This is a genomic window from Streptomyces sp. NPDC048734, from assembly GCF_043198675.1.
Classification (GTDB): domain Bacteria; phylum Actinomycetota; class Actinomycetes; order Streptomycetales; family Streptomycetaceae; genus Streptomyces.
In genome coordinates, this window is the sequence record NZ_JBICUZ010000006.1 from 53,651 (window position 1) to 73,561 (window position 19,911).

Consider the following 19,911-nt stretch of genomic DNA (forward strand, 5'->3'; position numbering starts at 1 on the left):
CGATCCCTCCACCCGGACGCTTTCGATCGCGAGAGCCTGCGTCCGGGGGCCCCGCCCCCCCCCCCCCCCCCGCCCCCCCCCCCCGCGCCGGGCGCCCCCCCCCCCCCCCCCCCCCCCCCCCCCGGCCTCCATCCCTGAAAGAGGAGGGGGACACGATGGATGATCGCCTGTCGAGAGCGTGCGTCAACCTGAGGGTTGCACCGGTGAAACTGCTGGACGCCTTGTGCTCCCTGTCGGGGCGCCCTGCACCGCCCTCCGGTCCTCATCCGGCACGGCGCGTCTACGGGCGCGTACTTCACGCAGCGACCTCGCTGCCGCTGGGCGCGCTGCAACCGGGCGACGTGAGCGCGGCCACCGAGGTGCGCGCCGGCCTCCTGAACGCCCACGTCCCGCCCCTGTCGGACGCGGTCGCCCGTTGCATCCAGCACACGGTCGACGACCTGGGGCCCGCCGACCTGTGGACGCTGGCACGCTGTACCGCCATGACCCGCGACGACCTCGCGCGGGGCGCCACCGCATCTCTGGCGCAAGAACGCCTCGAACAGCCGGACTCTCTGGACGACATCGCCGCGCAGGTCATCGTGGACGAAATCGCTGAACGGACCCCATGCCGGTGGGGCCGTCACCACAGCGACACGGCTCGTGCCGCGCTGTATCGGACTCCGGCCGACCTCGCCGATGTCCTCCTGGAAGTGTCGGAGTCCTCCCCGACGCCCCTGGCCTGGAGCACCGACGACAACGTGAGGCGTTCCTCTAGCGTGATTGGCGGAGTGGTCCACGACGTACTGGTCCAGAACGCGGAGAACCCACCCTCCTCCGCACAGCCCGTCTGGCACCACCCCTCACCCCCTCCCGCACACACTGCCTGGCAGTGACGCATCACGAACGGACCGACCGGCCGCGCTTCCCACGGTTGCGGGCCCTTCCCTTCCGCGCTCGCGGCACGGCACGCCGCCGAGTGCGCGATCACGGCCCTCGCCGCCGGGAAATGCAGCCTATGAGAGGCGTCGGCAGGTGAATCCGTGCCGATTCCGGACCACCCCACACCGCGCCCCCCCACGGCTGCCGAAGCACGGATCTGCGCGCTGCGGCACGAGCGGAAGCTCGGCCCAGCACGATCGCCCCGGTCTTGGGCATACCCGCCTCCACAGTGCACCGCGTCCTGACCCGCCACGGCCTGAACCGGCTGCGCTGGATGGACCGGCCCACCGGGCAGGTCATCCGCCCTTATGAACGCTTCCGCCCTGGCGAACTCGTCCACGTCGACATCAAGAAGCCCGGCAACATCCCCGACGGCGGTGGCCACCGCACCATGCCCCGACAACAGGCCATGGCCAACCGGCAGTCCACAACCGACGCGCGTAAAGGCGGAAGCCCGGTGATCGGTTACAGTTTCGTTCACACCGTCGTCGACGACCACTCCCGGCTCGCCTGCGCGAGGTCCTGACCGGACGAGCGCGAGGAGACCGCCGCCGCCTTCTGGCAGCGCGCGAACACCTTCTTCACCGAGCACGGCATCACCGTCGAACGCGTCCTGGCCGACAACGGCTCCTGCTACAGATCCACACTGTTCGGACAGACCCTGAGTGCCGCAAGCATCATCCACAAACGCACCCGGCCCTACCGTCCGCAAACGAACGGCAAGGTGGAGCGCCTGGATCGCACCCTGCTCGACGAATGGGCGTACGTGCGCCCGTACTCCAGCAACGCTGAACGCACCGAAGCCCTGGCGGTTTTCCTGCACGCCTACAACTATCACCGGTGCCACACCACGCTCGATGGCCAGCCACCCATCAGCAGCGTCAACAAGCCTGCGGGTCAATACGCCTGGGTCTCCTCGCCGCCTTGTAGACGCGTCCGGCGCGGCCGCCGGTCACTCAGCCAGCGTGGCCGCCCACTGGGTGAGGATCTTGACGTACCGCGCCGGGTCGAGCTGGTGCATCACGTGCAACGCGTCCGGCACGGCCTCGTAGTCGACCTTCACCCCCGCCGACTCCATCAACCGCCTGGCCTGCGCGGCCTGCTCGTCGGAGAGTGCCCCCGAGCCGGTCGCCGGTCTCCGGGTCGATGCCGCGCGTGTGGTGCATGAGGAGTACCGGCGTCTTGACCTGGCTCAGCATGCGCTCGTGCGGGCAGTTCAGTCCGACGGTCCTCTCCCAGAAGGTCCGCGCCCACTCCGGGTCGCACTCCTTGAGGTGCTGCGGGATCTCGTCTGCCACGAAGTGCCGCGCCATCGGCGACGACGCGGCGCCGGCCGCGCGGCGGTAGCCCTCCCAGTCGCCCACGCTCCACACGATGAAGGCCACCGTCATCGCCGACCACCGAGGCCGGACCCTGTGGGTCGATGGCCTGCGACCGGGGCCGATGCACGATGTGGCCGCGGCCCGCGCAGCAGGTATCACTGGTGGCTTTGTTCATCTCCAGCGACAGCGTTTGTTGACGAGTTTCAGCGGCGTTCAGTGATCAACTCGCTTGTGCTTGTTCATGAGAAATAGCGGCACTGTGGCGAGAGGTGGTGTCGTCTCTGTCACGTCAGGACGACGCACCCCCGCCGCTCCAGCTCGCTGAAGAGCGGTAGCGAGGGATCGACCTCGTTCCAACGCAGATCCAGCTTCTCCAGCGATGGCATCAGGGCGAGCCAGTCGGGCAGCTGGTCAAGGCGGTTGCTCCGCAGGTCGATCTGCCGCAGGCGCGGGAGGTCGGCCAGTGACTCTGGCACCCCAGTCAGAGAGTTCTCGCGTAGGTCCAGGTGGCGTAGTTCGCGCAGGCCGGCTACCGACATCGGCAAGTGCTCGATCTCGTTCCCCCGGAGCCATAGCTCACGCAGGTTGCGGAGCTGGCCGATGGCATCGGGCAAGGTGGTGAGCCGATTGTGCTGCGCCCTGAGCTCGATGAGGCCGCTCATCCCACCGATCATCTCCGGCAGGGTGGCGAGGGAGTTCTCGCCAACATTGAAGTAGCGCAACCGGGTCAGGCTTCCCAGAGAGTCCGGAAGCCGTGCCAGCTGGTTGTCGTGGAGGTAGAGGCAGCCGCTGAGCTCGGTCAGCTTGCCGAGTTCTTCGGGCACCGACGTCAGCGAGTTGTGTCCCAGGTCCAGGGTGTTCAGCTGGTGAAGCTGCCCGATGTCTGGAGGGATGGCCGTAAGTCCGTTGTCCGCGAGGATCAGCACGCGGAGCTCGGTCTGTCGCCAGACCGACTCGGGCACCTCTCCGAGCTCTTGACGCCACAAGTTCAGTGTGTGCCTCACGGCCATCTCCTTCATCAGTCCTCCTGGGCTCCGATTCTCGTCCGGATCTCGGGGCCAGCAGGCAGTTACGACAAGATCAGCCGGCCTTGGCCGACTCCTCGGCGCGTGCTCGGGTGCTGGCGAGGCGGTAGGAGTCGGTGCCGGTTTCGATGATGGTGCCGTTGAAGGTGAGGCGGTCGACGATGGCCGCGCAGAGGCGGGGGTCGGTGAACGTCTTTGTCCAGCCACCGAAGGACTCGTTGGAGGCGATGGCCACGCTGTTCTTCTCCTCCCGCTCGGTCAGAACCTGGAAGAGGAGTTCGGCGCCGCGGCGGTCGAGTTCCATGTAGCCGAGTTCGTCGATGCAGAGCAGGTCGACGCGGCCATAGCGGGCGATCGTCTTGGTCAGCTGCTTCTCGTCGGCGGCTTCGACGAGCTCGTTGACCAGCTTCGTGGCCAGCACGTACTTGACCCGGTAGCCGGCCATCGCCGCCTCGGTTCCCAGAGCGATCAGCATGTGGGACTTGCCGGTTCCGGAGTCGCCGATCAGGCAGAGCGGCTGACTCTTCTTGATCCATTCGCAGCTGGCGAGGGTGTGGATGGCGGCCGCGTCGATGTTGGGGTTCGCGTCGAAGTCGAAGGTCCGCAACGACTTGTCCCGGGGAAAGCCGGCCGCCTTGATCCGTCGTTCAGACCGACGCCGGGCCCGGTCGTCGCACTCGGCCATCAGCAGCTCGGCGAGGAAGCCTCGGTAGGTCATCTGGTCCTTCATCGCCCGGTCGGCGATGTCGGAGAACTCGTTCCTGATCGAAGGAAGCCGCAGCAGGCGGCAGGCGGTGTCGATGGCCGTGGTGGCGGCCTGCTCGGTCAGTCCTCGCTGGCGGGGCAGGGTCACCGTGCTTCTCCCTCGCGGTGTTCACCGCCGCTGGCGCGACGGCGTCGGAGCAGTTGGTCGTAGTGGCCACCATGGCGGCCGCTGCCAGTACGTCGTCGACGCGGCTGTGGGCGCTGCGTATTTGCCGCTCTGTGGGGAGCAGAGCCAGGAACGCGAGTGCCGTGACAGCGGCGAGCAGGACGCTGGGGTGACCGATGGCCGGGCTGGTGGCGAGTGTGGAGATCAGTGCTCCGAGGAGGAGGGCGAGGCCGACCTGGGCGAACAGTACGTAGCGGTCGACGTAGAGGGGTCGCCAGGTGAGTGAGACGGTGAGGAGCACCGCTTGCGGGAGGGTGCACAGCGGGACGGCCACAGCGGCCAGGCTCGGTTTCCCCGCCGGCGCCGGGATGTTCCGCATCACCGCCGGCTGCAAGAGGATGCTCTTCACTCTCGGCGAGCACCAGATCGCCCTCGGGCCCTACACCGAGATCTACACCATGGACAAGATCCTGAACATGAAAGAGGCCCGGCTCGACCGAGAGGAGCAAAAGGCCGAGCACTGGTCCGTCGCCGATGTGCTGACCTTGCTGCGCCGGACCGGAGCGCTGCCGAACCCGATGCGTGTTCGGACAGGCGGGTTCCGTGCGGGCCGGGCAGGGGATTTTGGCCCGCACGGGGGACTGACGGCCCCGGCCACCCTTGTGGGGTGAGACCGGGACGCTTCCGCTCGGGCAACGGCGCTTGTGAAACCGAGCGGAGCCCGGGGTCACGTCATGGGCGTGAACTCGGGCAGGGTGAGGGCCGAATGGGCCGGCCGTCCCTCCCCGGAGGGGATGGCGTCGAGTTTGCGCAGCCTGTCGTTGCGTTCCGCCAGGGCCTGGGGCGTGGTCGGGAAGAGGGTGGCACTGTCCTTGCCGACCAGAGCCTGGTTCGTGGTCACGAAGTCACGGGTGGAGTGTTCGTAGGCAGCGAAACTCGCGGCGTGGTCCCGGTTGGCCAGGGAACCGGCGAGCATGTACGCGCCGACGAGGGCGAGGCTGGTGCCCTGTCCGGTGAGGAACGACGGCGCCCATGCGGCGTCGCCCACCAGCGCGACCCTGCCGTTGGACCAGCGGGGCATGCGGATCTGGCTGACCGCGTCGAAGAACACGTCGTCCGCGTCACGCAGGGCGGCCAGCATGCCCGGGATCTCCCATCCGGCGTCGGCGAAGACCGTGGCGACCAGGTCACGCTGGGCTTGCGGATCCGGGAACGCGTCGAACGGCAGTTGCGGCTGGGCGAAGTTCAGGAAGGCGTGCACTTCGTCGTCGCCCACGGCGTAGAGGGCCGCGGCCCTGCCCGGAGAGTTCCACATCACGGTCTCGTGGGAGAGTCCCAAGGTGTTGCGCATGGTGAACACGGCGAAGCAGTAGCCGAGGTAGTGGTGGAACTGCTCTTCGGGGCCGAACACCATTTCCCGGGTACGCGAGTGCATGCCGTCCGCGCCGAAGACGAGGTCGAAGGTACGCCGGCCGCCCCCGCGGAAGGTGACGTCCACTCCGTGGCCGGACTGGTCGAGGGTGTCGATGGAATCGTTGAACACGAACTCCACGTCGTCACGGACCGCCGTGTAGAGAGCGTCGGTGAGGTCCCCGCGCCGCACCTCCAGGTCCCGCCCCTCTACACCGCCAGTGACGCTGTGCGGGTGGAGAGAGGCCACCTCCCTGCCGTCCCCTTCGAGGAAGGTGAGCCGGCGCAGGTCGATGTGCGCCTCCCGCAGCTGCGGCAGGATCCTCATCCTCCGGACGACTTCCAGCGCGGTGCCGCGCACGTCGATGGGGTAGCCACCACTGCGCGGCGCCCCCGCCTTCTCCACCACTGTGACCGCGTATCCGTAGCGGTTCAGCCAGAACGCGAGGACGGGACCGGCGATGCCGGCGCCAGGTATCAGGACCTTGGGCCTCGGTGTGGTACGAGCACCCGCCATCTGGTCGGTGAAGGTCATTCCTTGACTCCTTTGCTCATGGTTCGGACGACAAGCAGGGACAGCACCGCGACGACGCCGGCGATGAGGAAGCCGGTGCTGAAGGCCGATTCGGCCGGGACCTCGGACCCGGAGAGGGTTTCCGAGGTGAGGAGCGCGCCGCCGAGCATCCCGCCCACGGCGGAGCCCAGCACGCGCGTCACCAGGACCAGACTGGTGGCGATGCCGGTGTCGCCTTCATCGACGGAAGAGGCGATGCTGGTCACCATGGCCGTGACGCACAGGCCGTTGGCGAGCGCGATCAGCGCCTTGCCGACGGCGACGTGCCAGACCTCGGAGTGTGCGGCCGCCAGCGCGAGCAGGGCGGCGGCCATGAGCACGGCCGCGGTGGCGACCACGGCACGCGAGCCGAAGCGCCGCTCCCCGATTCCGCCGAGCGGCCCGGCCAGCGTCGCGGCGACGGCGCCGGGCAGAAGGACGAAGCCGATCTCGGTGGCGCCGAGCCCGAAACCGTATCCGTCGCCCGACACGTCGAGCAGCTGCGGAACGAGATAGACCCCCATCGCGGTGCCGAGGCATATCACGAACGTCACCACACACGACTTCCAGATCACCGGCCGTGCCAGCATGCGCAGATCGACCATCGGCGCGGCCGCACGACGTTCAACGGCTATCCATCCGGCCACGAAGGCGGCCAGCACCGCGATGAGGGCGACGAACACGAGTGGCTGCGAGCCTGCCTCGGGCGCGAGCGCGAACACGAGCAGGAGGGTGATCAGGATCCCGCTCAGGAGAAGCAGGCCGGGCCAGTCGAGCCCGGCGTCGTCCGACCGGCCCGGCGGATCGGACGGCATCAGCCTGTTCACCAGCAGGGTGAACCCGATGACCGCGAAGGTCGGCACCGCGAACATCCAGTGCCGGGAGAACGCTTCCGCCACGGGCCCGGCCGCCAGCAGGCCCACCATCGAGCCGCCCACGAACATTCCGCTGACCAGCCCGATGGCGGCCTTCGACGCTCCGGAGGGGAGGTGTTTACGCACCACGATGAACGACAGGGGCAGTGCGCCCACCATCGCCCCCTGAAGAATCTGGCCGAGCAGCAGGATCGGCAGGTTGGGCGCCAGGGCGGACACCAGGCCGCCGACCGACACCACGGCCATCAGCCGGATCAGGACGCGCTTTCCGCCGTAGCGGTCGCCGAACTTGCCCGCGAACGGTGTGATGAGCGTGCCGGTGATGGCGAGCACGATGTTGAGGAGCGCCCCTTCGGACGGACTCATGTCCAGCTCGCGTTGCAGGAGCGGGAGCGTCGGCGCCACGACCGACTCCAGGGCGCCGGTGGAGACCGCCAGCATGCCGAGGGCCGCGACAGCGGCTTTGCCCATGCGGATTGGAGAGGCCAGGGTTGTGGTCATGAGGGTCCTTTCCGTTGGTGCAGGACGAGTAGGGGTCCGGCCGCCCGGGTGGCGCTTCCGCCCGCCCCGGCCGTCGACGGCTCCGGCGGGGAACCGCTCTTCGGGGACATGTCCGGTCGGTCTGCCGCCGCGCGGTCGGCGGAGTGGGCGGACGCGTGGCCGAGGCCGCTCACGGCGAGCGCTGCCTCCGCCACCGCGAGACCTTGGTGCACCCTGCACAGCGCGGTGCCGGTGAGCGCTCCGGTGATGACGAGCGCGACGGCCGCCGTCCGCCGCCGGGCCCCTTGAGGGCGGGCCGCTCCCAGCCTGGAGTCCGCCGCGAGCCCGGTCAGGGTGGAGGTGACCACCACGGTGGTGACATCCCTGACTGCCAGGTGGCGGGCCGTCGCCGCCTGCACCTCCATGGCCAGGGCGAGTGACGACGCCATCAGGGCGCGGGCACCAGGGGTGGCCACCCCGACGGCGGCGAGTCCGAGCACCGTGGCAGCCGGGACGAGAGCGACGCCGCCCCTGTGCGGGTCCTACGACCTGCGCCGCAGCGCTGCCCGCGCCGGCAGCGTCACCGCGAGCAGGGCCAGACCTACGCCGACGGCCGCGAAGAAGCCGTACAGCAGCGGGGGCGCATAGGGCGCCTCGCCGGTCATGCCTCGCATCATCGGGATCAGCGTGGCCGCGGCGATCGCGGACCCGATGGCCATGCCCGCCGCGGAGACCAGCAGGCTCTCCCAGCCGAGCATCGTCAGGACCTGGCGCCGGGTCGAGCCGACCAGGCGCAGGGTGCCCAGTTCGCGGCGGCGGTCCAGGACCGTCATCACCAGGGTGTTGACGGCGGCGATGGCGGCGAAGCCGCCGAGGACCGCGGCCATGGTGTTGTTCATCCAGGCGCCCAGCCTCGCGTCCAGGCTCTTCTCGGTCGCGTAGCCGGAGGCGTCGGTGACCTTGCCCCATGCAGTGAGTGACTTCTCCGATCCGCCGCGTACCAGCAGCGTGCTGTCGAAGCCCGAGGTGACGTGGCCGGCAAGGGACTCCCGGTCCATGGTCACCGTGGCCAGGCCGAGGCCACGGCCGTAGACCGCGACAACCTCGGGGCGGGCCTCGGTGCCGTCCGGGAGGCAGAGCGGCAGCCGGTCGCCGACGCCGACGTCCGCCGAGTTCGCCAGGGTCTTGTCGATGGCGATACGACCCTCGCCGAGCCCACTGAGGCTGCCTTCGCGTACGTCCAGGTCCTGCACCTTCGCGAGTTCGGCACCCGAGCCGCTGACGCCCTGCGTCACCGCGCCCTGGAGCGACTTGAACTCGCCGGAGCCGATCGGCACCAGCACCTGGGTGTTCAGCAGGCCGACGGCCGCCTCCACGCCCGGCGCTCGGGCGGCCCGCGCCGCCGCGTCCACGGGAAGCCCGGCCGGGTCCGTGACCACGTGATCCGCGGTGATACCCGCGCGCAACTGCTTGTCGGCGGCGTGGGTCTCGCTCGTGTGCATGAAGACGAGGGTCGAGGCGAAGGCCACGGCGAGCACGATCGGGGTGATCGCGGAGGCGAGGCGGCGGGCGTTGGTACGGGAGTTGGCGGCCGCGAGCTGGGCGGTCGGGCCCGCGCCGCGCAGCGGGAGGCCGAAGAGCCCCGCGCACAGCCGCGCCACCAGCGGACCGAGCAGCGCGACGGCGAGCATGAAGAGCATGACGACGCCCAGAGCGGCCCCGGCCGCGTCGTCCCCCGAGGAGTTGGCGGAGACGCCGGTGAGGACTCCACCGCCGACGAGGGCGCCGATGCCCAGCATCGTACGGATCAGGCCGGGCCGCAGCCGCTCCACCGACGCCTCGGTGAGCGCCTGTCCCGGCTTGATCCTGGCGGGCCGCCGACCGGCCGCCCATCCCGCGCCGAGCGCGGTGAGCAGTCCGATGCCGACGGCGGCGAGGAGAGGCAGCGCGGACACGTGCAGGTCCACGGTCTGCGGGATGGCGCCGCGGTCCTGCAACTGCCCGAACCACCAGTGCGCGAGCCCGATACCGGGCAGGCAGCCGAGGATACCGGCGAGCGGAGCGATGAGCAGTGACTCGGAGGCGACCGCCCGTCGGACCTGCCGCGGGGTCGCGCCGACGGCACGCAGCAGCGCGAACTCGCGGGCTCGCTGAGACACGGACAGGGCCACGGTCCCTGCCGCGGTGAAGACCGCGACGATGGCGGCGATGCCGCCGAAGGAACCACCGATTCCGAACAGTGTGTCCTTGGCGTAGCCCAGGCCGGGGTCCTCGACAGCGCCGCGGTCGTCGCCGACGTGCACCTGGGCGCCGGAACCGGCGAGAACCTTCTTCACCGAGTCGGCGAGTGCGTCGGCATCGGTGCCGTCCTGCGCCAGCACGGCGATGGCATCGGCCTTGCCGGGGTGTCCGGCCAGCACGGGCGCCTGGGAGTCGGCGAACCAGACCGGGGGTCCGGCGCTGCGGGCGGTGTCCGCCGTTCCGGCCCGGGCGACGCCGACGATGCGAAAGGCCTGCTGACCTGCGGCGGTCTGCAGTACGACGGTGTCGCCGACCGCCGCCTTCGCGGCGCGGGCCGTACCCGCGTCGAGCACGACCTCGCCTCCGCGGGGCGCGGAGCCCGCGGTCAGCGCCGTACCGGTGAATGTGTGGGACCCCCATCCGTGCGCGGTGAGCAGATCACCGGGAAGGCGCAGTTCGCCTTCGTGCGCCACGCGCACCGGGAAGGTGAAGTCCGGGACGGCGGTGGCCGCGCCCGGTGCCTTCGCCGCCTCGGCCGCCAGGCCCGCGTCGAGCCGGGCGGTGTCCGGCAGTGGGGTGGCCTCCCTCTCCTGGTCCTCGCCGCTGCCCGTGACGACGTACTCGTACTGGTCTGCCGCCGCAACAACCGGCGCCTTCGCATACCGCTCCGCCGGCACTGACGCGCGCAGGCCGGTCTCCAACAGGGTTCCGCAGGCCGCAACGATCAGTGCGGACATCAAGAGTGCGAGGAAGGTCCCCGCGAAGGACGCGGACTTGAAGCGGACGGCCTCACGGGCGAGTCCATTGGGGCGCCTCATGCCGCGGCACCTGCCACCGCGCCCGTGCGGGAGGTGAGCACCGCCATCCGTGCCGCGATCTGTTCCGCCGAACCCCGTTCGAGGTGGTCGGTGAAGGCGCCGTTGGCGAGGAACAGCACGCGGTCCGCCCAGGCTGCCGCGACCGGATCGTGGGTGACCATGACGACGGTGGCGCCGAGGGCGTCCACCGCGTTCCGCAACAAGCCGAGGACCTCGGCGGCGGTGCCGGTGTCGAGGGCGCCGGTCGGCTCGTCGGCGAAGATCACGTCCGGGCTGGTGACCAGGGCGCGGGCGACCGCCACGCGCTGCTGCTGGCCGCCGGAGAGCTCGCCGGGCCGGCGCCGGGCCTTGTCGGCGAGCCCGACCTGCGCGAGGACCTCGGCCGCCCGGCGGTGGTCCTGGCGCCGTCCGGCCAGGCGCACGGGCAGCAGGACGTTCTGCTCCACGGTCAACGAGGGCAGCAGGTTGAACTCCTGGAAGACGAAGCCGAGGCGGCTGCAGCGCAGCTCGGTGAGCTCGTCCTCGCTCATGCCGGTGATCTCCGTACCGCCCAGGGCCACCAGCCCCGACGTGGGCCTGTCGAGCCCGGCGGCACACTGCAGGAAGGTGGATTTGCCGGACCCGGACGGGCCCATGACCGCGGTGAACGTTCCCCGGGCGAGGGCCAGGTCGACACCCGCGAGGGCGTGCACCGTCCCCGCGCGACGGCCGTACTGCCGGTGAACACCGCGCAGTTCGACGGCGAGACCGGATGTGGTGGTGGCCGGTGCCTCCGGTCGGTCTTCCGCCTTCTGTCGCCTGGCGCTGCGTAGCCTCATGTTCCGCCCTTTCGCGATCTCTTCGTACCGACGGACCAGAGAGTGCGGGGACGGCTGCGCGTCGGGCGTCATACCCGGGAGCCAAACTGGAGGTGCTACCCCGGTAGGGGGTGGAGGGGCAGACACGTCGGCCTACTCACCCGGGGTGACCAGGCCGGATTCGTAGGCGAAGACGACCGCCTGGGCGCGGTCGCGCAGGTCGAGTTTGGTGAGGACGCGGCTGACGTGCGTCTTCACCGTCTGTTCCGCCAGGACCAGTGTCTGCGCGATCTCGGTGTTGGACTGGCCGCGGGCGACGAGAGTGAGGACCTCCGTCTCACGTTCCGTCAGCGCCTTCAGCCTCAGCGCGGGCTTGCCCCGGGCGGCGGGGCGCTGGCGGGCGAAGTCGGCGATGAGGCGGCGCGTGACGGAGGGGGCGAGCAGTGCCTCGCCCGAGGCCACGACACGGACCGCGGCGATCAGGTCGGCCGGCGGGGCGTCCTTCAGCAGGAAGCCACTCGCGCCCGCCCGCAACGCCTCGTAGACGTAATCGTCGACGTCGAAGGTGGTGAGCATCAGCACGCGTGGCCGGTGGGTCACGCCCGGCGGGGGCGTGAGGAGGCGGCGGGCGGCTTCGAGGCCGTCCATCTCGGGCATGCGGACGTCCATCAGCACAACGTCGGGACGGGTGCGCCGGCTCAGCTCGACACCCTGCACGCCGTCGGGGGCCTCGCCCACCACGTCGATGTCGCTCTGCGCGGCCAGCAGCGCGGCGAAGCCGGCCCGCACCATGGCCTGGTCGTCGACGATGATGACGCGCGTCGTCACGTGACATCCCTTTCAGTCAGGGGGAGTTGGGCGGCGACCCGAAACCCGCCGCCCGGCAGCGGCCCCACGTCGAGGGTGCCGCCGATGATCCGAACCCGCTCACGCATCCCGACCAGACCATGCCCGGTCCCGCCCTCCTCCAGCGGCCCGGCAGGCGCCTGGGGCGGCGGACCGTTGACGACAAGCACGGTGAGCCGGTCCCCGTCCTGCGACACCGATACCTGGGTAGGGGCACCGGGTGCGTGCCGTACGACGTTCGCGAGTGCCTCCTGGACGATGCGGTACGCGGACAGCCCCACCGCCTCGGGCACCTCGGCGTCGCAGTCAGTGAACGTCACCGGCGTGCCCGCTCTTGCCGTCGCCTCCACGAGCTGTCCGATCCGGGTCAGGTCCGGCTGGGGCGCGAGCTCGCCGTGCGTCTCCTCGTTCCGCAGCACACCGAGGAGCCGGCGCATCTCACTCAGCGACTCACGCGCCGTCGCCGCGATCGACGTCAGTTCGTCCTGCGCGTCCGGCGGCAGCCGCTCAAGACGATACGCCGCCGTGTCCGCCTGCACCGTGATCACGGACATGTGGTGCGCCACCACATCATGCAGCTCACGCGCAATGCGGGCGCGTTCCTCCAGCAGCGTCCGACGCTCACGCTCCGCCTCACTGATCGTCTCCTGCTCGGCCAGCCTGCGCTGCACCTCGTAACGCTCTCGGAGCGCACCGCCGAGCAAAAGCGTGACGCCACCGAGAATGGTGAGCAGAACACTCATCGCGTCCGTGCCGTGCGGCGCGGCGAACCCCAGCCCGACGTTCACGCCCGCCGTCGCCAGCCACACCAGCAGCAGCGTCCGGCGCGACTCACGCAGGCCGAGGGCGAGGCAGAGGCCGACGTACCCGACGATCTCCATGGGCGGGAACGGCCACAAAAGCCGCTCCTCGAAGTCCACACCGAGCAGAACCAGCGCCCCCGCCACATCCGCCGCGAAGATCACGAACCAGGCTCGCAGCGGCCGGACGACAGCAAGCAACAGCGGCGCCGCCTGCGCAACGGCCAGCGCACTCGCCACGGCACCGTTCAGGCCGTAATCGGCGGTGAGGACCACGATGGTCGTGGGCAGCAGGGCGACACACAGCACGAACGCCACCCCCCACGGCAACAGCCGCACCCACCGACGCGACGCCCCCGCGAGCAGCGCACGTGGACGTTCTTCCGCTGAGATCATGAGCCCCACTTTCTTGTGTGCGACGAGAGGGCGACAGGAGACGAGCAGTCATCAGACGGACCAACGCAACCGTAGTCACCTCTCACCAGTTGCGTCGGTGCTCAGATGTCGGCGTGGAGCGGTTCGCACCCACCGGATCATCCGGATCTGCGAGCGCCAGGGCGTTCCCATCGTGGCCGATCTCGCCCACCAGGGCGCCGGTCCGTGGCTGAGCACGGGCGTCAAACGCAGGCCCCTGAAGGAGCTGACCCCCGCCGAGAAGCCCCGCAACCGTGCCCTGGCCGCAGCACGCGCACCCGTCGAACCCTCCCTCACACCCTCCTGGTACCAGGGCGAGGAGCGGGAACGACGCTGGCGCGACGAGTACCGCACCGCCCCCATCCGCCTGTGGGCGAAGTGCACCGCCCCGGGCCACAAGCCCTGGGAACTCGCCTTCGCGGTGCCGCAGAACGGTAACTGGGCGCTGGGCGGCGCCTGAGCAGGCGGCGGTCGGCCGGAGCGGGACGTCGGTGACGGCGAGCGGGTACGGACGCCGGTCGCTCCCAGCAGCCGGCAGGCTTCGACAACACCTTCAGTGTCGGCTGCCGGCTTCGCCCAGAAGGTGGCCGGTTCGCCCAGGAGCGTGGGGCCGTCCAGGAGGGCGTGCGCGAGGTGTTCGGCAGCGCCGGGAGTCCCGGTGCGCAGCGCGGCAAGGAATTCGGCGCGGTCGAGGGCGGTGAGCAACTGTCGGTCGGGCTCGTCCCGGCGCGGCCAGGCGACAGCCGGGGACGGCCGGCCGAGCAGGAGGCCTTGCAGGCCGGTACGGCGGGCGAAGGCGGGGGCGAACCTGTCGCGGCGGGGGCCACCCTCAACCTGTAGCAGCCGGCGAACAGCGTTGCCCCGGAGGAACGCCGGCGGGCGGTTGCCGGTGGCGTTGAGCGACGTGGCGTGCCCAGGCCCGTTACCGGGCGGTGTCATACGCCGAACTCGTACTCCCTTCCTGGCCACCGCCCACAACCCTGAGGACTGTGCTGGGGCGGGTCTGCAGCACGCAGCGGCAGACCCGTCCGAACGGCGGGCACGGGCGAACTCTCTCGGGTACGCGCTGCGGACGGTGACCGGTCGGCGGCCAGGCCCGGGGTCTTTCGCCAAGGCCGGGGGCATTCTTCACAGAATTGCCCGCCCGGCACCAGAAGCAGCTTCTGTGACCAGCCGTCTCGGGGCGCGGAGGCCGTGGCCGGGGCGTCCGCCTGGCACCTCGGCCCAGCACACCACTCCACCCATTGCGATCATCGCAAATTTTTGAGATGATCGCATGCATGTATCCGATCGAAGAGCTGGCCGCCCTGCGCAACCCGATGCCCGAACCGGGCTCCGTCACCCCCGAGGACTGCTACGACGACGCCTGCGAGCAGGTGACCGAGCAGCGCAAGAAGGACGTCCTACACCTGGAGGGCGCGAGCGACGGCCTGGAGGTGGACCCGCTGCTGCTGGCACTCGAAGACCTCAAGGCACACAAGGAGGTCGTCGACGCCCAGATCCGCCAACTGCTCGCCTATGGGCGGGAGTTCCACGGCAGCCGCCCCTACGGGCTGGAGGACCTCGCCCGCCGCGCCGGATACAGCATCTCCGGCGTGCGCACCGCCTACGGCGAGACGGAGATCAGGCAGGTCGCCGCGCAGATCGGCCGGGAACCCAACCGTCCCCACCGTGCCCCCGCCACAGGAGGCCGGTGAGCACGGCGGCGCGACGGCCCAGGCCGGGGCCGCCGCGCCGCCGACCGCGCTTCAGCCACGCACGCCGCCCGTGCAGGCTTCACGGCAGGCGGCTGCGAGGCGCTGCACCTTGTCTTTCGCGTGGCCGCTGAGTTCAGTGATGATCTGGCGCCGGTGGACAGTCCTCCGCAGACGTGGTGGGGGGCGGATCCGTCAGGTCATGAGCCGGGGTAGCGGTTCCACCAGTGCGGGTCCCAGCCGCTGTTGTATTCGCCGCCGCTGGGGGAGTCGGTGAGCTGGGTGATGAGGTCGCGGGCCAGGGTGTCGAGGACCCAGGCCAGTTCGTGGCGGCTGACCAGGTCGATGGGCAGTGCCTCGACGCCGTGTGCCGCTCCGAGCAGCGCGCCGGTCATGCAGGCGACCGAGTCGCCGTCCGGCGCCCCGGCGGCGAAGCGCAGCGCGTCGTGTATCTGAGCCGGCTCGGGGAAGGAGGCGGCGGTGTACAGGCCACCGAGCAGCGCCGAGGGTGCGGTGGCGTCCGGGGCGAGCTTCGCGAGCAGTCCCGCGTCCGCGGGCTGGTCCTCGGCCTGCCGCAGCGCCGCGCGAAGTCGATCGCGTTCAGTATCGCTCAGGCCGCGGTCGGCGTCAGGGAGGGCGTGAAGACCATCCAGCAAGGCTTGCTGTACCTGCGACTGCCCGCCCAGCAGGTCTGCCTGCATCTGCGGAGTGCCGGTCAGGCAGTGGTCGACCAGCACGGCCGCATGGGCTGCCGCGGATTGCGCGGCCGGGTCGCCGTGGGTGAAGGCAGCGATCTCCCGGGCCAACCGGGCGGACTGGGCCGAGCCTTGTGCAGCGCCGACCACGGCGACGGGAAGGGCGCGGGTGAGCGCGTGGCAGCCGCGGCTGGTCGTCGGCTTTCCCATGTTGTTGTGCTCGGTCTTGGACAGGGCTGTCACGGTCGCCGGTGCTGAACCGCGCCGCTGTGCCAGTACGGGCACCTGGGCGAGCCAGCCGTCCGGCCACACCTCGTCTCCGTGGGCCCAGCGCTGCCGCATCCGTTCGACCTCGATCCCCTGCAGGGCGGCCCACCGGCAGTAGGCGTGCCACACCACCGACGGCGGATGGCAGATGCCCTTGTGGTTGCCGCGTACCCATGCGCGGATCGTGCCCTCGGCGGTGAAGCAGGCCAGCTGGGTGCTGACTCCGGCCCGCAGCGGGCCGTCCGCCGGCAGTTCGCCCCGGGCGGCACCCAGGGTGTCTCCCAGTGCCAGGCCCAGCATCATCCCGCGTACCCGGGACGCCGCCCCCTTCTCCTTCAGGACCTCCCTTTGCCGCTCCGGCTCCTCGTCAGGGCCCAGGTGCAGCTCCTCCTGCCGCTCCTCGGCAGGCGCCCGGTCCCGCTCCCGCGGCGCGGTGCGGTGGACCGGTGCCGGCCCGTCCGCGGTCGGGTCGGTCGCCGCAACGCCTGGACCGGCCGGTTGCCCGCTCCCGGCGCGTCCGGTGGTCAGCTCGTGCACCGCGTCGTGCATTTCCGGGTGCGCGTCTAGATGCCAGCCGCCGGTCAGTACCCGGCGCAGGTCGTTCAGGGCGGTCCTGGAGTCGGTGCCGGTGGCCAGGTGGCTGTAGACCGCGGCGACGGCCGGGGTGCGGCTCTGCCCGGCAAGGCAGTGGAGCAGGACCCGCTTGCCCTCCTGGCGCAGCCGCAGCACCTGACGGGCGGCCTGGTCCAGAACGTAGTGGAGGTTGGCGTTCGCTCCCTCGCTGTCCACCAGCCACACGCGGACGTGCTCGACGTCGGTGCCAGGCAGGATCGGGTCCGTGCCGGTGCGGCACAGCGAGACCACGGCGTCGACGGGAACCGGCCCGGTGCCCTGGGTCAGCGCCAGATTGCCCAGCACCACTCCGGGGTCGTGCGGGTGGGGTGTGGCGAAGCCGCGGTGGCCGCCGACGGACATGTGGGGCGCCGAGGGCCAGCCCTGGGCGTCGTCGCTCCCGCCCCGCGCGGTGCGCACGGCCAGCCGGACCAGGTCGGCTCCGGTGAGGCCGGGCCAGCCGTGCACGGCCTGCTGCCACGCCAGCGGGATGCCGGAGCAGCCCCAGCGCGCGCCGAGGAGGGCGCCCGCGATCGCCGCGACGGTGTCGGTGTCCGTACCGGCCCGCACCGCCGCCTCCAGAGCGAGACCGAAGTGCTGCGCGGGGAACCTGCGCTCGGCGGGACTCAACTCGGGTACGGCGGTGCGGGTGATCGCCGACCAGGCGGCCTGGAGCGCGTGGACGGCCCAGCCGTTGTTGGCGAAGTGGTGCGGCGGATTGGCCTCCGCCTCCTCCAGCCGCTTCGCCCAGACGCCGCGGCGGTCGGCGGGGAGCAGGTCCAGGCCGGCGCGCACGCCGTCGAAGGTTCCGTGCAGCACTGCGGTGCGGATGCCGGAGCACCACAACACGCAGGCATCGGCGCAGTCGGGGTCCGGGTGGGTGAGCGCGCTGACAGCGACGGCGGCCTCGGCCATCGCGGCGGCGTCACCGAGATGTCCGAGGGCGACCACACCGGTGCGCATCAACGAGCCGTTGCCTGCACTTCGGTCGTTGCCCGCGGTGAAGCTGCGGGCGGCAGCCAGCATCGCCGCGCCCGGCGCTCCGGAAGCGCTGCGGGCGGCACCCAGAACGGCGCGGGTCTGGGAGCCGACGTCACTGGCGCCACCGCTCAGCCAACCCTGGAAGTTGGTGGCGATCGCGTCGAGTGCCTCCGGTGCGCGCAGGTCCGCTCCGTCGGCCGCGACCTCGGCGATGCAGACCTGCATCTGGGTGTCGTCGGAGTACTCGCCGGGCTCGTACGGCCCCAGACCGCCGCCGATCATGCACGGCTGCTCGTCGTCGCGCAGCGTCGCCTCGAACTCGTAAGGCACACCCAACGCGTCGCCCACGGCCGCACCGAGCAGTACACCGGCGGCCCGGTCGATGGCCCGCGCATCCAGGCGGGGCTGCGGAACATGGGCCATGCGAACTCCAGACACGTGACGAACGGGCGGTGGCCTGCAGCACCCCAGGAAGAAGCAACCAGAACAACGCAGGCACGACAGAATGCTGATCAGCACATTGACGCTCCGCCAGCTTGGCAGGACATCCCACTTATCGTCAACAAGACGATAGAAGGAGCTCGCCAAGCCGGGCACCCCGATCCGTCCGATCATGGACGGACGAGCGGAGCGGTCACAGCTATCAGTCGCCCGACAAGGCAGCAGGAAGCCACCATTGACGGGAATCGCTCTACAGCGCCTCCTCCGGTGGCGGTCTACTCCCCCATCCCCTCGGCGCACGCCGACCGGACCTCTTCCAGCAGTTCCGGGTAGTGCTCGCCATAGGTGTTCAGGGCATGCCACACCGCGTCCAGTGCCGCCTTGAGCGGGACGGGCTCGGCTGCGGCGAGTACGGCGGGGAGGGCGAAGTGCGGCTGTGAGATCCGCGAGGGTTCGCGCGGGGTGCCGTAGGTGTGGACCACCACGGCGGCATCGTGTCCCGTGCCTGCGGTCGGTGTCGTGCTCCGGTCGGCGGACGCCGTCGGTTCCAGCTTGCCCAGTGCCCGGCCGAGGCCCGGCCGACTCGGTGCGTCCTGGCCCGATTCCATGGCCGAGACCCACTTCCTCTTTCTTCCGGCCATCGCCGCCGGAGGGGCCTGCTGCTGGTGCAGCGGTCGGTCCGCAGAAGTCGGCGACCGGTACGGCGCTCGCTCCGGAGGTATCGCCTCGAGCACCGACCGGTCCGGTACGCGCGGATCGGAGCGAAGGGTCTGCGACAGCAGGGCCCGGTCGTCGAACGGCGGCGGCAGCGGACGCTTGTGCGCCAGTGCGGTGAGCGCCTCGGTGACCCACGGCACATCGGTCAAACCGGCCGCCTCGCAGGCCCGCCGGGCAGCCAGCAGTGCCACCGCACGCTGGACGCCTGGACCCGCCGCGTCAAGGGCGTGCACCAGGTCGCTGTCGAAGCGGAGCAGACCGAGGACATTGCTCTCGCGGGCATCACGCAGTGCCCGGCTCGGCAGCCGTCCACCCCACTGCCAGCGCTCGTAGTGCACTCGCCGCTCCTCGGCGGCCCGCTCCTGCGCCCGGCGGGCCAGGCGCTCGGTCTCGGCGCGCTGCCCGGGTGTGGGCGGGGGCGGAAGGTGGCTGGCGTAGCGGTGCCAGTACGCGGCGATCTGCGAGGTCTGGCGGATCACCCGGTCCGGACGGGGCGGCGCGGGCCAGAACTGCAGGAGGTAGCTGTCCGCCTGCGGCTCCCCGCTCACTCTGGTGTCGCGTTCGCGTCCCTCGTCCATCCCCCGGGCGCAGTACCGCACCCGGTAGTCGGTCCGAGTGAGATCCAGGTCCCACGCGGCCTCGCCCGCCCACTGCACCAGGCTGGTGCGCTCCGACACCGGCCGGAAGGACACCTCCACCACCTCCTCCCAGTCCGGATCCAGTGCCGGGGGTACGTCGTGGACCTCCACGACGAAGCCGACGTCGCCCGTGTGCAGTCCGGTGCTCAGCCAGAGCGCGCCCGGGACCGCGGCCCCGCACAACCCCCCGCTCTGGCCCGCGAACGCCTCCCGGAGGCCCGGGGTCATGCCCGCAGGATCGCTCTCGACGTAGATCTGACCGTAGTGAACATGCACCTCGCCCGTGACCGGCCTGCGCACAGCACCCCCTCGTCCAGGACGGCCTCGAAAGCCCCTGTCGGGCAGGCCGTCACCTGCCCCGCATCATGCCGCAGACCACTGACAACAGAGCCGACGAAGCCGTGAAGCCGGCGAGGATGTCGGCCGCCGGCCGAGGAGGGGCAGCCGGCCGGACACGTCGCGCACCGGCACAGCGATGCTCCGGCCCGACTCG

The 19,911-nt window shown here is 70.9% G+C and carries 15 protein-coding genes and 3 pseudogenes; 7 read left to right on the top strand and 11 right to left on the bottom strand.

Annotated elements, in window-relative coordinates; translation table 11 throughout:
* The first annotated feature begins 155 nt into the window (after positions 1–155).
* The 3 genes and pseudogenes from ACGFQC_RS17395 to ACGFQC_RS17405 all read left to right on the top strand — a co-directional run.
* Positions 156–875 (top strand): hypothetical protein, encoded by a 720-nt coding sequence (locus tag ACGFQC_RS17395; protein WP_363091624.1) that lies wholly within the window; start codon positions 156–158, stop codon positions 873–875.
* Between the two features lie 160 nt (positions 876–1,035).
* Positions 1,036–1,825: pseudogene (locus tag ACGFQC_RS17400) on the top strand (IS481 family transposase); the annotation flags it as partial.
* A gap of 464 nt (positions 1,826–2,289) precedes the next feature.
* Positions 2,290–2,418, top strand: a pseudogene (locus ACGFQC_RS17405) (IS5/IS1182 family transposase); the annotation flags it as partial.
* Between the two features lie 109 nt (positions 2,419–2,527).
* Here ACGFQC_RS17405 and ACGFQC_RS17410 read toward each other — a convergent pair.
* On the bottom strand, positions 2,528–3,262 hold the full coding sequence (locus ACGFQC_RS17410; protein ID WP_363091623.1) for a leucine-rich repeat domain-containing protein: 735 nt from the start codon (positions 3,260–3,262) through the stop codon (positions 2,528–2,530).
* A 61-nt stretch (positions 3,263–3,323) separates the two neighbouring features.
* Entirely contained in the window at positions 3,324–4,121 is a 798-nt protein-coding gene (istB, locus tag ACGFQC_RS17415; protein ID WP_363091622.1) for an IS21-like element helper ATPase IstB, read from the bottom strand.
* A gap of 386 nt (positions 4,122–4,507) precedes the next feature.
* Between istB and ACGFQC_RS17420 the strand changes: the two genes are divergently transcribed.
* Positions 4,508–4,810, top strand: a complete 303-nt coding sequence (locus ACGFQC_RS17420; RefSeq protein WP_363091621.1) for a hypothetical protein — start codon at positions 4,508–4,510, stop codon at positions 4,808–4,810.
* 56 nt (positions 4,811–4,866) lie between these two features.
* On the opposite strand, the gene ACGFQC_RS17425 is transcribed toward ACGFQC_RS17420, so the two are convergent.
* The 7 genes from ACGFQC_RS17425 to ACGFQC_RS17455 form a co-directional block, all read right to left on the bottom strand.
* Positions 4,867–6,084, bottom strand: coding sequence for an FAD-dependent monooxygenase (locus ACGFQC_RS17425; protein ID WP_363091620.1), 1,218 nt, complete (start codon positions 6,082–6,084; stop codon positions 4,867–4,869).
* A complete protein-coding gene (locus ACGFQC_RS17430; RefSeq protein ID WP_363091619.1) occupies positions 6,081–7,478 on the bottom strand; it encodes an MFS transporter in 1,398 nt (465 codons plus the stop codon). Before ACGFQC_RS17430 ends, ACGFQC_RS17425 begins: the two co-directional genes overlap by 4 nt.
* The gene (locus ACGFQC_RS17435; protein ID WP_393288326.1) at positions 7,475–7,957 is read right to left on the bottom strand and encodes a DUF1275 family protein; all 483 of its coding nucleotides are present in this window, start codon (positions 7,955–7,957) and stop codon (positions 7,475–7,477) included. The genes ACGFQC_RS17430 and ACGFQC_RS17435 overlap by 4 nt, the downstream gene beginning before the upstream one ends.
* 42 nt (positions 7,958–7,999) lie before the next feature.
* Positions 8,000–10,516, bottom strand: a complete 2,517-nt coding sequence (locus ACGFQC_RS17440; RefSeq protein ID WP_363091618.1) for an FtsX-like permease family protein — start codon at positions 10,514–10,516, stop codon at positions 8,000–8,002.
* Complete coding sequence (locus ACGFQC_RS17445; RefSeq protein ID WP_363091617.1) at positions 10,513–11,334, bottom strand: ABC transporter ATP-binding protein; 822 nt, start codon at positions 11,332–11,334, stop codon at positions 10,513–10,515. The genes ACGFQC_RS17440 and ACGFQC_RS17445 overlap by 4 nt, the downstream gene beginning before the upstream one ends.
* Positions 11,335–11,466: 132 nt before the next feature.
* The gene (locus ACGFQC_RS17450) at positions 11,467–12,141 is read right to left on the bottom strand and encodes a response regulator transcription factor (RefSeq protein WP_189561692.1); all 675 of its coding nucleotides are present in this window, start codon (positions 12,139–12,141) and stop codon (positions 11,467–11,469) included.
* Positions 12,138–13,355 carry a sensor histidine kinase gene (locus ACGFQC_RS17455; protein WP_363091616.1) on the bottom strand — a complete coding sequence of 406 codons (1,218 nt, stop codon included), beginning with the start codon at positions 13,353–13,355 and terminating at the stop codon, positions 12,138–12,140. Before ACGFQC_RS17455 ends, ACGFQC_RS17450 begins: the two co-directional genes overlap by 4 nt.
* Positions 13,356–13,473: 118 nt before the next feature.
* On the opposite strand from ACGFQC_RS17455, the pseudogene ACGFQC_RS17460 reads away from it, so the two are divergent.
* The 3 genes and pseudogenes from ACGFQC_RS17460 to ACGFQC_RS17470 form a co-directional block, all read left to right on the top strand.
* Positions 13,474–13,833, top strand: a pseudogene (locus ACGFQC_RS17460) (hypothetical protein); the annotation flags it as partial.
* A gap of 164 nt (positions 13,834–13,997) precedes the next feature.
* Positions 13,998–14,213: a hypothetical protein gene (locus ACGFQC_RS17465; RefSeq protein WP_363091615.1), complete on the top strand. Its 216-nt coding sequence runs from the start codon at positions 13,998–14,000 to the stop codon at positions 14,211–14,213.
* 440 nt (positions 14,214–14,653) lie between these two features.
* Positions 14,654–15,070 (top strand): hypothetical protein, encoded by a 417-nt coding sequence (locus tag ACGFQC_RS17470; RefSeq protein WP_363091614.1) that lies wholly within the window; start codon positions 14,654–14,656, stop codon positions 15,068–15,070.
* 197 nt (positions 15,071–15,267) lie between these two features.
* On the opposite strand, the gene ACGFQC_RS17475 is transcribed toward ACGFQC_RS17470, so the two are convergent.
* Positions 15,268–18,045 (bottom strand): ADP-ribosylglycohydrolase family protein, encoded by a 2,778-nt coding sequence (locus tag ACGFQC_RS17475; protein WP_363091613.1) that lies wholly within the window; start codon positions 18,043–18,045, stop codon positions 15,268–15,270.
* A 293-nt stretch (positions 18,046–18,338) separates the two neighbouring features.
* Complete coding sequence (locus tag ACGFQC_RS17480; RefSeq protein WP_363091612.1) at positions 18,339–19,646, bottom strand: hypothetical protein; 1,308 nt, start codon at positions 19,644–19,646, stop codon at positions 18,339–18,341.
* Positions 19,647–19,911: the final 265 nt, after the last annotated feature.

Coding starts and splice junctions, on each gene's coding strand:
- ACGFQC_RS17395 (WP_363091624.1), top strand. CDS start 156: ATGGATGATCGCCTGTCGAGAGCGTGCGTCAACCTGAGGGTTGCACCG.
- ACGFQC_RS17410 (WP_363091623.1), bottom strand. CDS start 3,262: ATGAAGGAGATGGCCGTGAGGCACACACTGAACTTGTGGCGTCAAGAG.
- ACGFQC_RS17420 (WP_363091621.1), top strand. CDS start 4,508: ATGTTCCGCATCACCGCCGGCTGCAAGAGGATGCTCTTCACTCTCGGC.
- ACGFQC_RS17425 (WP_363091620.1), bottom strand. CDS start 6,084: ATGACCTTCACCGACCAGATGGCGGGTGCTCGTACCACACCGAGGCCC.
- ACGFQC_RS17430 (WP_363091619.1), bottom strand. CDS start 7,478: ATGACCACAACCCTGGCCTCTCCAATCCGCATGGGCAAAGCCGCTGTC.
- ACGFQC_RS17440 (WP_363091618.1), bottom strand. CDS start 10,516: ATGAGGCGCCCCAATGGACTCGCCCGTGAGGCCGTCCGCTTCAAGTCC.
- ACGFQC_RS17445 (WP_363091617.1), bottom strand. CDS start 11,334: ATGAGGCTACGCAGCGCCAGGCGACAGAAGGCGGAAGACCGACCGGAG.
- ACGFQC_RS17455 (WP_363091616.1), bottom strand. CDS start 13,355: ATGATCTCAGCGGAAGAACGTCCACGTGCGCTGCTCGCGGGGGCGTCG.
- ACGFQC_RS17470 (WP_363091614.1), top strand. CDS start 14,654: ATGTATCCGATCGAAGAGCTGGCCGCCCTGCGCAACCCGATGCCCGAA.
- ACGFQC_RS17475 (WP_363091613.1), bottom strand. CDS start 18,045: ATGGCCCATGTTCCGCAGCCCCGCCTGGATGCGCGGGCCATCGACCGG.
- ACGFQC_RS17480 (WP_363091612.1), bottom strand. CDS start 19,646: ATGACCCCGGGCCTCCGGGAGGCGTTCGCGGGCCAGAGCGGGGGGTTG.